This window comes from Sulfitobacter sp. 1A15106, from assembly GCF_043556995.1.
In the GTDB taxonomy this organism is placed as follows: domain Bacteria; phylum Pseudomonadota; class Alphaproteobacteria; order Rhodobacterales; family Rhodobacteraceae; genus Sulfitobacter; species Sulfitobacter faviae.
The window spans coordinates 145,019-157,848 of the sequence record NZ_JBIFFM010000011.1; the positions used below are offsets into that span (position 1 = coordinate 145,019).

At 60.3% G+C, this 12,830-nt stretch carries 10 protein-coding genes; 6 read left to right on the top strand and 4 right to left on the bottom strand.

Translation table 11 applies throughout. The features are described from left to right. The first annotated feature begins 25 nt into the window (after nt 1–25). Nucleotides 26–1,531: a mannitol dehydrogenase family protein gene (locus tag ACGYKA_RS16755; RefSeq protein ID WP_394413616.1), complete on the top strand. Its 1,506-nt coding sequence runs from the start codon at nt 26–28 to the stop codon at nt 1,529–1,531. 3 nt (nt 1,532–1,534) lie between these two features. On the opposite strand, the gene arsJ is transcribed toward ACGYKA_RS16755, so the two are convergent. From arsJ to ACGYKA_RS16770, 3 genes are read right to left on the bottom strand one after another with little or no spacing between them, the layout of a single operon-like run. Further along, the gene (arsJ, locus tag ACGYKA_RS16760; protein ID WP_394413613.1) at nt 1,535–2,797 is read right to left on the bottom strand and encodes an organoarsenical effux MFS transporter ArsJ; all 1,263 of its coding nucleotides are present in this window, start codon (nt 2,795–2,797) and stop codon (nt 1,535–1,537) included. After that, complete coding sequence (locus ACGYKA_RS16765) at nt 2,794–3,792, bottom strand: ArsJ-associated glyceraldehyde-3-phosphate dehydrogenase (protein ID WP_394413611.1); 999 nt, start codon at nt 3,790–3,792, stop codon at nt 2,794–2,796. The genes arsJ and ACGYKA_RS16765 overlap by 4 nt, the downstream gene beginning before the upstream one ends. Continuing rightward, a complete protein-coding gene (locus tag ACGYKA_RS16770; RefSeq protein WP_394413608.1) occupies nt 3,789–4,631 on the bottom strand; it encodes a helix-turn-helix domain-containing protein in 843 nt (280 codons plus the stop codon). Before ACGYKA_RS16770 ends, ACGYKA_RS16765 begins: the two co-directional genes overlap by 4 nt. 621 nt (nt 4,632–5,252) lie before the next feature. Between ACGYKA_RS16770 and ACGYKA_RS16775 the strand changes: the two genes are divergently transcribed. Both ACGYKA_RS16775 and ACGYKA_RS16780 read left to right on the top strand, forming a co-directional pair. Beyond that, entirely contained in the window at nt 5,253–5,972 is a 720-nt protein-coding gene (locus tag ACGYKA_RS16775; RefSeq protein WP_394418311.1) for a LuxR family transcriptional regulator, read from the top strand. A 67-nt stretch (nt 5,973–6,039) separates the two neighbouring features. After that, on the top strand, nt 6,040–6,747 hold the full coding sequence (locus ACGYKA_RS16780) for an SDR family oxidoreductase (RefSeq protein ID WP_394413602.1): 708 nt from the start codon (nt 6,040–6,042) through the stop codon (nt 6,745–6,747). A 15-nt stretch (nt 6,748–6,762) separates the two neighbouring features. Here the strand turns inward: ACGYKA_RS16780 and ACGYKA_RS16785 are convergent, their stop codons facing one another. Continuing rightward, the gene (locus ACGYKA_RS16785) at nt 6,763–8,568 is read right to left on the bottom strand and encodes a histidine kinase N-terminal 7TM domain-containing protein (RefSeq protein ID WP_394413599.1); all 1,806 of its coding nucleotides are present in this window, start codon (nt 8,566–8,568) and stop codon (nt 6,763–6,765) included. Between the two features lie 415 nt (nt 8,569–8,983). Between ACGYKA_RS16785 and ACGYKA_RS16790 the strand changes: the two genes are divergently transcribed. The 3 genes from ACGYKA_RS16790 (at nt 8,984) to ACGYKA_RS16800 (ending at nt 12,627) form a co-directional block, all read left to right on the top strand. Next, nucleotides 8,984–10,483: an MHYT domain-containing protein gene (locus ACGYKA_RS16790; protein WP_394439251.1), complete on the top strand. Its 1,500-nt coding sequence runs from the start codon at nt 8,984–8,986 to the stop codon at nt 10,481–10,483. A 329-nt stretch (nt 10,484–10,812) separates the two neighbouring features. After that, nucleotides 10,813–12,261 (top strand): histidine kinase dimerization/phosphoacceptor domain -containing protein, encoded by a 1,449-nt coding sequence (locus ACGYKA_RS16795; protein ID WP_394413593.1) that lies wholly within the window; start codon nt 10,813–10,815, stop codon nt 12,259–12,261. A 6-nt stretch (nt 12,262–12,267) separates the two neighbouring features. Further along, nucleotides 12,268–12,627, top strand: coding sequence for a response regulator (locus tag ACGYKA_RS16800; RefSeq protein WP_394413590.1), 360 nt, complete (start codon nt 12,268–12,270; stop codon nt 12,625–12,627). Nucleotides 12,628–12,830 lie beyond the last annotated feature (203 nt).

The following is a 12,830-nucleotide window of genomic DNA, read 5'->3' on the forward strand; positions in this document are numbered from 1 at the left end:
GCGCGGCCCTTTAAGGATGTGGATCATGGATAAACTGGTAGACCTCTCGAACGCGACGCTGGCTGATCTCGACATCGCCCACCCCAGCTATGACCGCAGCGCCCTGACCCCCGGTATCGTGCATATCGGCGTGGGCAATTTCCACCGCGCGCATCAGGCATGGTATCTGCATCGTTTGATGCAGAACGGCCAAGCGCATGACTGGGCAATCCTCGGCGCGGGCGTGCGCCCCTATGATGCGGCCATGCGCGAGAAGCTCTTGGCGCAGGACTGTCTGACAACGCTGATCGAACTCGACCCCGCGCAGACCTCTGCCGAGGTTGTGGGCTCGATGGTCGACTACCTGCCGATCGAAGAGGGCAACGGCGCCCTGATCCGCGCAATGGCCGATCCTGCCATTCGCATCGTCGGGCTGACCGTTACCGAGAGCGGCTATTACATCGACCCGGTGAGCAAGGGGTTCGACGCGACCCATGCCGATATCGTCCATGACGCGGCGAACCCTGGCACCCCGCGCACCGCCTTTGGGGCCATCGTCACGGCCCTGCGGCTGCGCCGCGATGCGGGGCAGGGGCCGTTCACCGGGCTGAGTTGCGACAATCTGCAAGGCAATGGCGATATCCTGCGCCAAGCGGTCGTGTCGCTGGCGCGCATGTCCGACCCGGCGCTGGCCGCTTGGATCGAGGCAAACGCCAGTTTTCCCAACTCCATGGTCGATTGCATCGCCCCGGCCACCGGCCCCGCCGAGATCGCGCAGGCGCGGGAGTTCGGCGTGAACGACGCCGCCCCGGTCACCCATGAAGCCTTCCGCCAATGGGTGATCGAAGACGACTTCTGCGCGGGCCGCCCGGATTGGGATCAGGTGGGGGCGACCTTCTCGGACGAGGTGCACGCCTATGAGAAGATGAAGATCCGCATCCTCAACGCGGGCCATCAGGTCTTGGCCAATGTCGGTGAGGTGTTGGGGATTGAGACGATTTCCGGCACTATGGCGCATCCGGCGATCCGCGCGATGTTCCATCGCGTGCAGGCCGAAGAGATCACCCAGACGGTCGCCCCGGTGCCGGGCATGACGCCGCTGGCCTATCTCGACCTGATCGAACAGCGCTTCTCGAACCCGCGCATCGTCGACACCACCCGCCGCGTCGCCTTTGACGGCTCGGCGCGGCACACCGGCTTTGTCCTGCCGATCCTGCGGGATCAGCTGGCGGCGGGGCGCTCGGTTACTGGTTTGGCCTTGGTCGAAGCGCTTTGGGCGCGGATGTGTGCGGGCACGCGGGAAGATGGCACGGAGATTGCGGCGAATGATCCGATCTGGGCTGAGCTGAAAGCCGTGGCGCAGGCCGCGCGGGAACGGCCCGAAGCCTGGCTTGCGCAAGAGCGCCTCTACGGTGATCTGGCGCAGGCTGAGGCGTTCCGCGATGCTTTTGTCGCTTGGCTCTCGCTCATCTGGGACGCAGGCGCAGTCGCGGCGATGAGCGCCTATACGCAGGCTGATGAGAACAACGGTCGCGCCAGCAAGGTGGGCTAAGGGTTAACTCTGGTCGGGTTTCAAGAACCCGACCAGCAGCGCCGACAGGGCCACCATGATCGCCGCCGCGCCCAGCATCAGGGGCAGGCCGCCGATCTGATAGCTCAGCCCCGACATCAGCGTGCCCAAGAGCCGCCCGGCGGCATTGGCCATGTAGTAAAACCCCACATCCATCGTCACCCGCTCAGCCTTGGTGAAAGAGAGGATGAGGTAGGAATGCAGCGATGAGTTTACCGCAAAGACCGCGCCAAAGGCCAAGAGGCCGATCACAAGCGTCACGGTAAGCCAGCCCTGCGGCCCGTCGCTGAACAGAGCCGCCAGCGTCAGCGCCGCGGGCACGGCGGCAAGCGACCATGCCCAGCCCTTCGCGGCTGAGATCAGGTCGCCTGCCGGGCGGGATTTTGCGCGGAGCAGGCGTGGGGCGTAGATTTGCACCAACCCGTAGAGGATCACCCAGACCGCCATAAAGGTGCCGATCATGAAAAAGGCCGCGCGGTTGCTTTCCTCCGTGCCATCCGAGAGGACCGCGTAGAAATAGATCGGGATGCCCACCACGAACCACACATCCCGCGCGCCGAAGAGAAACACCCGCGCCGCGCTGAGCCAGTTCACATTGGCGGATTTTGAGAAGACCTCCGAGAACTTCGCCCCCTTGCGGCCCTTGGGCAGGCCGGGCGGCATGGCGGTCAGCACGGCAATCAGGATCAGCGCAAGGATCGCGGCCATCCCGAGCACCGCCCAGACAAAGCCAAGCGTCGCCAGCAAAGCCGCGCCGAGCAGAAAGCCCAAGCCCTTGACCATGTTCTTGGAGCCGGTCAGCAGCGCCACCCAGCGAAACAGCCCGCCATCCTCAGCCGGGGCGAGCAGTTTGACAGCGGATTTCGATGACATCTTGGCCAAATCCTTGGCCACGCCGCTGGCCCCCTGCACCAGCATGACGAAAACGACCGAGGCGCCAACCGCCCATGTGGGGTCAAGCTGCGCCAGCGCCAGCAGCGCCACGATCTGCAACCCCAGCCCGGCATAGAGCGTGGAGGCCAGACCGAAGCGCGCCGCGATCCAGCCCGCGCAGAGGTTGGTAATGACGCCCGCGATCTCATACAACACAAAGAGATAGGCCAGTTGCACCGGCGAAAAGCCAAGCCGGTGGAAATGCAGCAACACCAACATGCGCAACGCGCCATCGGTCAGCATGAAGGCCCAATAGGCCGCCGTGACCGCGATATAGGCCGAAAGCCCCTCAGGGCGGGTCGCGCTCTGGCTCACAGGCTTGCCCCGACCATCAGCGCCACATCGACCAGACGGTGGGCATAGCCCATCTCATTGTCGTACCACGCGTAGATTTTCACCTGCGTCCCGTTCACCACCATGGTGGAGGGCGCATCGACGATGCTGGACCGCGTATCATTGGTGTAATCGGTCGAGACCAGCGGGCGCTCCTCATAGCCAAGGATGTCTTTCAACCCTCCTTCGGCCGCGGCCTTGAGCAGGGCGTTCACCTCTTCCACGCTCGTCTCCCGCTCCACCTCAAAGACACAGTCGGTCAGCGAGGCGTTCAGCAGCGGCACCCGCACCGCATGGCCGTTCAACCGGCCTTTAAGCTCGGGGTAGATCAGGGTGATCGCCGTGGCGCTGCCCGTGGTCGTTGGGATCAGGGAGTTCAGGGCCGAACGGGCGCGGCGCAGGTCTTTGGCGGGGCGGTCGACGATGGTTTGTGTGTTGGTCACATCGTGGATCGTGGTGATGGAGCCATGTTTGATCCGCAGCGCCTCATGGATGACCTTCACCACCGGGGCGAGGCAGTTGGTCGTGCAGCTTGCCGCCGTGACGATCCGGTGCCGTGCGGGATCATAGACATCGTCATTGACGCCATAGACGATATTGGCCGCATCCCCGTCTTTTACGGGGGCCGAGATCACCACCTTCTTCACCCCCGCTTCGAAATAGGGGGCGAGCTTCGCCTCGGTCTTGAAGACGCCGGTACAGTCGATCACCACATCCACCCCGTCGAGCGGCAGCGCGGCGAGGTCGCGTGTGCCGATGAAGGGCAGGCGGGTGCCGTTGATCGTCACGCTGTCGGCGTCATGGGCGAAATCGGCTTGCCAGCGCCCGTGCACCGTGTCGAATTCCAGCAGATGCGCGTGCATGTCCGGGTCGCCCACCGCATCGTTGATCCATGCAATCTCGGCCCCTTGGTCCAGCAGCGGTTTCAGGGCGAGCTTGCCGATACGGCCAAGGCCGTTGATCGCGTAGGTGGTCATGCGGGAGTTCCTTCTTTGTCGGTTTGGCCAGCGTCATCCAGCGCCTTTTGCAGCGAGATGCGGTCGAGCGAGCTAAGCGGCAGGCTGGTAAAACCCAGCATCCGGTTGCGCAGGGTGCCATAGGCCTGCTGGAAGGCGAGGCTCTTTTCCGCGTCGGAGCCTTCGACCTTGACCGGATCGGGCAGCCCCCAATGCGCCGTGATCGGCTGGCCCGGCCATGTGGGGCATTCTTCATTGGCGGCCTGATTGCAGACGGTAAAGACGAAGTCGAAAGCAGGCGCATCCGCGGCCTGAAACTCAGAGATATTTTTTGACCTGAGGTGGGTCACGTCATGGCCCTTTTGTTTGAGCACTTCGACGGCAAAAGGGTTCAGCTCAGACTGCGGGCGGGTGCCTGCCGAATAGACGTTGAACCGGTCCCCTGCGAGGTCGCGCAGGATGCTCTCGGCAAAGATCGACCGGGCGGAGTTGCCGGTGCAGATGAACAGGACGTTGAACTTGTCGTCGGTCATGGGGGCGTTTCCATCTGAAGAGGTGAGGGGGAGGCAAATTTCGGGCCGGCCACGGCAGCAGTCGTTCAGCAGGTAGCCGATGGTGTCCCGCGCGGCCTCGATATCGATCGCATAGCGCAGGGATGTGCCCTGCCGTTCTTGGCTCACCAACCCCGCCTGCATCAGCGCGCCGATATAGGTCGAGAGGGTGTTGGGCTTGAGGCCGAGCGCCTGCGCCAGTTCGGTCGCGGGCACCCTGTCAGGGTAGCGGCGCATGAGCAGCCGAAACAGCGCGAGGCGCTGCGGATGGCCGAGGGTGGCAAGGCGGTTGGGGATCACTTGTTCCATAATTCATGAATTACAGAATTAATAAGCTTTGCGCCAGTGAAGTTTTTGTAACAGCGTCAAATCGCCTGCGCCCGTATCGCCCCTATCCACCGCGATTCATCGAAACCTATAAATATTACCAGCTTTACAGATGCGCCCCGGCGCGCGCAGTCAAGATGCGCCGGAAATTTAATCAAACTATAACAAATGCTTGAAGAACGACGGCGCGAATCTTGCTATCCGAGTTTGCGGCTGTGCTGAATGGCCGTCAGACATAAGATGCGCGCTCAGGCTGACGCGACCTTTTGACAGGGCCTGCCATTTGGCTCTGTTTCGGTCCCCGCTTTCGGAAGCCGCGCCCCTGTCCGCTGTGTTGGACGATCGTGTTTTTGTAAGGGGCGCATTGGTTTTCGGGCGGGGGCCGCTTTATGCTCTGCACCGCTTCGCGGGCAGGCGGACGTGCCGACCTTTCATCGGGCGGCCCTTTCGCTTGACCCTTGGTCATCGGGACAAAATTGCAACGTTTTGGCCCGTTTCCCCTATTCCGAGAAATCATTCGACGGCGGGCATGTTCCCTCTCTGGTTGAGGTGCCCTAACTGAATGCTCAGTTTTTAATCACATGAGCTTTTGAACGCCGCCCAATGGTGACACCGCTTTCCGACCGCTACCTCCTATTGAAAGAGCAACGCCCAGACATCAAACCCGCAGAGATGTTGCAGGTTTTGGCGCAGGATATGGGGCTGAATAACCTGTCTTATCTGGGGTTTCACAAGACCGGCACCAGCGGCAGCGATCCGGTCATTCACTCGACCTATGATCCCGCTTGGCTGACGCGCTACCAAGAGGAAAACTACCATCTGATCGACCCGGTGGTCGACAAATCCCTCGAAGGCACCCTGCCGGTGGACTGGAGCGAGGTGCCCAAGGTTGATCGGACCACGCGCAATTTCTTTGGCGAGGCGATGGAGTTCGGCGTGCGCCAGAACGGTGTGTCGATCCCCATTCGGGACCACGCGCATGGCAAGGCGGTGCTGACGCTGAACTCTGACCTGCGCATTCACGAATGGCGCAAGTACAAGCGCGGGATCATCGCCGATGCGATCTATCTGGGCTGTCTGATCCAAAGCGATATGGTAGCGGATATCGCCCCCGCCGCGCCGGGGCCGCGGCTGAGCAACCGCGAAAAGGAAGTGCTGAAATGGGCCGCGGTGGGCAAAACGGCATGGGAGACGGCGCAGATCATGACGGTGGCGGCCAGCACGGTGAACCATCATCTGTATAACGCCTGTGCCAAGCTGGACGTGACCAACAAGACCCATGCGGTGGCCAAGGCGATCCGGGCGCAGATCATCACGATTTGACCGGGCGGGGCAGGGCTTGGCGGCGGCTTCGCCGCGCGGTAAGCCGCCTGCAACATAGGAGAGCGATATGGAACTGCGCGACAAACGTATTTTGGTCACCGGCGGCAGCGACGGGATCGGGCGCCACATCTGTCTGAAACTGGCAGAGACGGGTGCGCGGCTGGCCATTCTGGGCCGGGATGAGACACGTCTTCAGGCCGTGGCAGAAGCCTGCGAAGCCGCCGGCGCGGCAGAGGCGGTGGGGCTGACCTGCGATCTGCAAGACCCTTCGGCGATCGGTCAGACCGCCGCGCAGGTGGTGGACCGTTTTGGCGGCTTGGACATCCTGATCAACAACGCAGGGATCTGGCACAAGGCAGGTCCGCTCGACACGATCGCGCCCGAAATGTTGCAGGCGACGGTGCAGACCAATTTGACCGGCCTCATGCAGATGACGCAGGCCACGCTGCCCGCGCTGCGCGACAATGACGAGGCGATCATCCTCAACGTCGTCTCAAAGTCCGGTGTCGTGGCTCAGGCGGGCCAGTCGGTCTATACGGCCACGAAATACGGCGTCCGCGGCTTTACCGAGGTGCTGAAGGCAGATGAGGAAAACACCGGCGTGCGGGTGGGCGGGCTGTATCAGTCGGGCACCAACACCGGCATGTTCGCCAAGGCCGGAGAGGACGTGCCGAACCATATTTTCACCGAGCCGGATGATCTGGCCGATGTGGTGGTCTTTGTCCTGTCCCGCCCGCCGAAGCTATGGATTCACGATATCCGTATCGAACTTTAAGCGCGGGCGCGGCGCTTAGTCGGTGCTTTGCAACGCGCTTGGGGCCGCTTGCTGGGCGGTCTTTGTCTCGGCCCCGATGCCGAATTCGACATGGAAGGTCGATCCGACGCCGACTTCGCTTTCGTAAAACAGATCCCCCGCCATCTGCCGTGCCAGTTGGCGGGAGATATGCAGGCCGAGGCCGGAGCCTTGGGTCGATTTCTGCCCATCGTCGTCAAGCTGCCCGAAACGGCCAAAGACCTTTTCCTCCATCCCCTCAGGAATGCCGCGCCCATGATCGCGGATCGAGACCCGCACGCGGCCGTTGTTGGTGGTCAGCGTGCCCTCCACAGTATCCCCCACATTCGAGAATTTCACCGCGTTCGAAATGAGGTTGTCGACCACCTGCCGGATGGCAAAGGCATCGCCCAAGACCACGGCGGGCTGGCCGACACTGCCGATATCCAGCCGCACGCCGCGCTCATGGGCATACATGCGGTTTTCCTCGATACTCTCGCGCAGCAGGGCGGGCAGGTCGACCGGCAGCCATTCGAGCGAGAGCGCCTGCACCTCAAGCTTTTGCACCAGCAGGATATTATCGACCAACCGCGACAGGCGCACCCCGTTGCGATGGGCAATGTCGAGCGAGGAGCGCAGCGGGCCTTTGATCTCACCCAGCTTACCGCTGAGAGCCAGAGCCAGGCCGCCTTTCAATGAGGTCAGCGGCGTGCGCAGCTCATGGCTGACGACCGAGATGAATTCATCCTTGGCGCGGTTCGCCTCATCCGCCTCTCTCAGCGCCCGCTCTAGGGCCGTGGTGGTGGCGATCCGCTCGGTGACATCGACGAAAGTAACGCTCCATCCGATGGCGGGGCCAGCGGGGGCGAGGGGGTTTTCGATGGGTTGAACGCGCGGCTCATACAGCCGTTCGTTACAGGTGATATGGGCCGACCCGTTCTGCGCCATTTGCGCTTCGATCCCCGCGATCAGATCGTCGCCCAATGTCGGATCGGACAGAAGCCCGCTGCGCTTGGCCGCGGCGTTCGAGCGGATGACGCGGCGCCGCGCGTCCAAAAGGATCAGCGGTTCGCTCATCGTGTCAAACAGGGTCGATTGCCCGACCGAGGGCATGTCCATCGTCTTGTTCGTGACCAGCAACCACGAAAAGGCGAAGATGCCCAAGGTGAACATGAAGGCGGTCGGATCAAGGCCGAGGACGGTAAGACCAAGCAGCGCATAGGCCGCGTTCGCGCCCAATGGGATCAGCGTGATCACCACCAGCATCGTCAGCAGCGGCCAAGCGGCCCGTTTCGCGCGAAAGAACGCCCGGCCCAGCCAGATGAGCGTCGCCATCACAAAGCAATAGAGCCCGGCAAGAACGAGGAAATACCCCGGCCCATGTTCAAAGGTGATCTGATCGTCGCCCGGCTGAAGTGCGGTTTCGGTGGTATAGATCAGGTGGTGCCAATCGTTCGTCGCCGCAAGGCCGAAGGCCGCAAGCGGCACGGCAATCAGGGCCAGAAGGCTCACCCACCCGCGCGACCGGCTGGAGGGGCCGACATATTCGAAGATAAAGAAAGACCACGCCACCGGCACCAGCCCATGCCCCAGCCACGCAAGCTGCGCCTGTTGCATCTGGCAGGCGTAGGCGGGCGTTGCAGCTTCGGCCCCGACCATCATCAGGGTCCAGATCATCCCCAAAAAGGTGAGCGCATAGTAAATTTTGCCATGGAACTCTTGGAACTTGAGCGTCCAAAAGGCGACAGCTGCGGCGATCGTGCTGACGGCGAGCACGGTCCAATAGACCGGGTCGAGCATCAACCCTTGGAAACACGTTAGCATGGCGGAAATACCTATGAACCAAAATGAATGTGCGCAGACCAGCATTAAAATACGGCGCAAGTTTGGCGCTGTAGTGACGTATTATGGCCGGTAAATGCAACCCTTGGGTGTGAATCGCTCTTTTTAGTACCGCCATCCCCGCGGTTTGCTCGCTGTGATTCCCCGCCCGGGCCGGGGCGAAAGGGCGCTTAGAACGGGGATCGCGGCGCCCTCAACGGCAGGGGAGGGCGGCGGTTTATCGGCTGGCGTGCCGCCTGCGCCCTTTGGGCCGGGCTGGAGTTTCATCAGATGAAATTACCGCCAAAAAGAACCCCCTCGAACACTGTTTCGACGCAATCCTTGCGCAACACTGGCCTCATTATCTTGAGGTTTAAAAATGCTGACTGTGGCTCATTCTATGCACTCGGACCACGATATGACGCTGGTCTTGCTTGCCGCGCTTTTGTGCGCATTCGGCAGCTGGGTGATCGCAAACCTTTACCGGCACGCGCTTAAACAAACGCCGCGACAGGCGTTGTTGTGGTATTTTCTGACCGCCGTGACCTCGGGCATCGCCATCTGGTGCACGCATTTCATCGCCATGCTGGCCTATCAGCCCGACGCGCCGGTCAGCTTTGATTTCGGGCTGACTTTCGCCTCGCTGTTGATCGCGATTATCGGGTCTACGGTGGGCATTCTGATCGCCGGGATGTTCCGCAGGCGGGTCACCACCGTGATCGGCGGCGTGATCTTGGGGCTGTCGATCTCGGCCATGCATTACACCGGGATGGTCGCCTATCGGATCGAGGGGGTCATCTTTTGGGACAAGACCTATCTCGTCGCCTCGGTTCTGCTGGCCATGGTGTTGTCGACCGTGGCTTTGTTCTTTGGCGCGCAAAACGGGAAATACGCCACGGGCAAGATGACGGGCAGCTTTGCGCTGGCGATCATCGGGCTGCATTTCACCGGCATGGCCGCCTTTCATGTGACGCCGACCTGTCTGACCGGCCATAGCAACCCCGATGAGTTCAGATTGCTGGCGATGGTCATCGCGGGGACGGCTGCGATGATCGTCATGGGCGGGCTTTTCACCTATTTCATCGAAAACCGCACTCGGATGGAGAACATCGTGGAGCTGCGCCAAGCGCGGGATGAGGCCCGCGACGCGAGCCGCGCCAAGTCGGAGTTCATGAGCGTTCTGAGCCATGAGTTGCGCACGCCGCTGACGATCATTAACGGCTACGCCAGCTTCCTGACCAACCTCAAAGGCCATACCATGGCCAAGCTGAAGCCGAACGAGCCGATCTCAAAGGTGCATTTCGATGAGTTGGGCGACCAGACAGAGCGCTACGGCGGGCGTATCAAATCGGCGGGCGACCATCTGTTGACCATCATTAACGAGCTTCTCGACTATACGAGCATTGAATTGAATTCCGTGAAGCTCAACAGAACCTCTTTTGCGGCGGGCGATTTGCTGGCCGAATTGGCAGAGCAATTTCAGGGGCTGGCCAAGGAAAAACAGGCGATGCTGGAAATCGAATATGATGAATTCGACGTTTTCGCCGACCGCGGGCGCTGCAAGCAGATCCTGATCAATCTCTTGGGCAACGCGCTGAAGTTCTCTTCGGCCTCCAGCATTCGCATGCGCGCCAAGCGGGTCGGCGATACATGCCGACTTGAGGTCGAAGACAACGGTTGCGGGATGCCGGCAGAGGATTTGCAGCGGATTTTCCAAGCCTTCATTCAAGCGGAAACAGCCAGCAAAAGCGCTGATGGCGGCACTGGTCTTGGCCTTGCGATCAGCAAAAAACTCGCCGCCGCGCATGAGGGGGACATCCGGGTAGAGAGCACCGTTGGCATCGGGACGAAGTTCACCGTCGTTCTGCCCCTCTGCGCCTCGGAAATCGCGGCAGAGGAAGCGCTTGTGGCCGCGTGATCGGCCCCTTCCCAATTCGGGGCGGGGCCTCTCCCTCTGAATACGCCCGTCGAGTAAGCGAATTCACGAAGTCTTAATTCAATTGGCACGCATCAGGGTGCTGCGGCTTGAATAGAGGCGCAAAAGCGCCAATCGTAAAAAGACGCGCCATTTATGCGCGTCATTCATTACCTGAGTTCTTAGCTTGCCGAATAATTGAGCGGTCCATCATTTGCTGCGGCGCGCCGCCATATCGCTGCTTAACTTATATCAAGGAGGCTGAGCTTTTCTGTTCAAAGTTAAGGGGATATGGTGGCCAGAGAGATTGAAGGAAGTTTATAGGGAAGAATATGGGTGGTGAAAGATCGGCGAACGGTAGCGTGTCGAGATCTGCAATTTTTGCGGCATCCCCCCACGGGTATCTCGTTCTAGATACCGATTTGAAGATTATCGACGTGAATGACCGGTATCTATTCATCACCGGGTCAAAAGCGGAGGACCTCGTCGGGAAACATCTGTTCGACGCTTTCCCGGATGACCCTTCCGACGCGACGGCCGATGGCACCAATAATCTGGGCAAGTCGCTTGAGATCGTCGCCGCCACGGGCAAACAGCACCGCATGGCCGTGCAGAAGTACAATATTCCCATTCGCGACAGCGCCAACGGGGCCTTTGAAGAGAAATATTGGCAACCGTTGAACACGCCCGTGTTCGAAGATGGCAAGCTGATCGCGCTGATCCACCATGTCGAGGATGTCACCTCGGAATTTATCGGTCGCCGTGATCAGGCGATACGGCTCAATCTGGCCAAGCAGGTATCGGGGATCGGCTATGGTGAGTTGGACCTTCAGACCGGAACCGCGAATATCTCGCAGGAATTGGCCAATCTGTTCGGCTATGCCGATACCGAGGGGACAATCCCCATAGCCAAGCTGTTCCGGCGTATCCATCCCGATGATCTGGCGCATGTGAACCAAAGCTTGGGCGAAACGATGGCCAATGATGCCACGGTGAACGCCGATTATCGGATCGTCTTGCCCAATGGGGAAACCCGGTGGCTGAACACGCGTGGTGAAGTTCTTTTCGAACATGACAAGCCCGCGCGGTTCATCGGTGCCACGCTTGATCTGACCCATTCCAAGAAGCGCGAAGAGGTCTTGCAGAAGACCCTGACCGAGCGTGATAAGCTTCTTGAGCAGAAGGAAACGCTGCTTGGCGATGTGAACCACCGGATTAAGAACAGCCTGCATCTGGTGTCGAGCATTCTGCGTCTTGAGGCTGCGTCGGTTGACGATGCGTCTGTCAAACACAGCCTGCAACAGGCCTCGCTTCGGGTACATGCGGTAAGCTCGGTCCATGAACTTATCTATAAATCGCATAACGTTACCCATGTGGATGTCGGTGAATACATCCCGCAGCTTGTCGATTTCCTTTCAGCCAGTACCGAAACCGACAGTAGGCAGATCGAGACTGTCGTCGACGCGCCGTCGGTCACCGTGCCGACCGATTTGGCCATCAACCTTGCGCTGCTGATCAATGAGCTTGTGACCAACGCGCATAAACATGCCTTCGTCGCGCGGGAACAGGGCAGGGTTGATGTTCGTTTGCATCAAGAGGGAGCCCTTTTGACGTTAACGGTGTCGGACGATGGGATCGGCGACGCGGAGAGTGTAGGTAGGGTCGGTCTCGGTTCGAAGATCGTGGCGGGCATTGTCGGCCAGCTTGGGGCGGCGATGGATAAGAGGGCAGCAGAGCATGGCTATTGCGTTGAAATTGAGGTTCCCATGCCTGCCGGGTGATGCCCGGTGAATATTCTGATTGTCGAAGACGAATTCTTGATTGCCTTGGACCTTCAGATGCAGCTCGAACAGCTTCAGCATTCCGTCCTTGGCCCGGTCAAGGATTTCGCGACCTGCCGGGAGGTGGTGGCGCAGACCCGGCCCGATCTGGCCTTCATGGACCTACGGCTCGCCAATGGCGATTCCGGTGAAGAGGTGGCGCAGTGGCTGCTGGCAGAACACAACATCCGCTGCGTCTTCATGAGCGGCAATCTGGACGATCTCACCCAGCAGCGGCTAAGCGCGCTTGAGCCTGTCGCCATGCCTGGCAAGCCGACCTTCCCGCATCTGATCGCCGCGGCGATCGAGGATTTTTCGCGCGCGTAGGTGTAGAGGGCCTAGGTGTTGTCGTTCGACATTCAAAGACCGACTTGCAATGAAATTATTTCTTTATATTTCAGTAGTTTAGTATTTATCTCGACATTCTGAAAGCTAACTCCCCGACATCCACAAACGTAAGCGTTGGCCCGGGGTCACGTTGTAGGGTGTGATCCGGGCTGCGAGAACGAACCCATCTTATGATGGGGAGT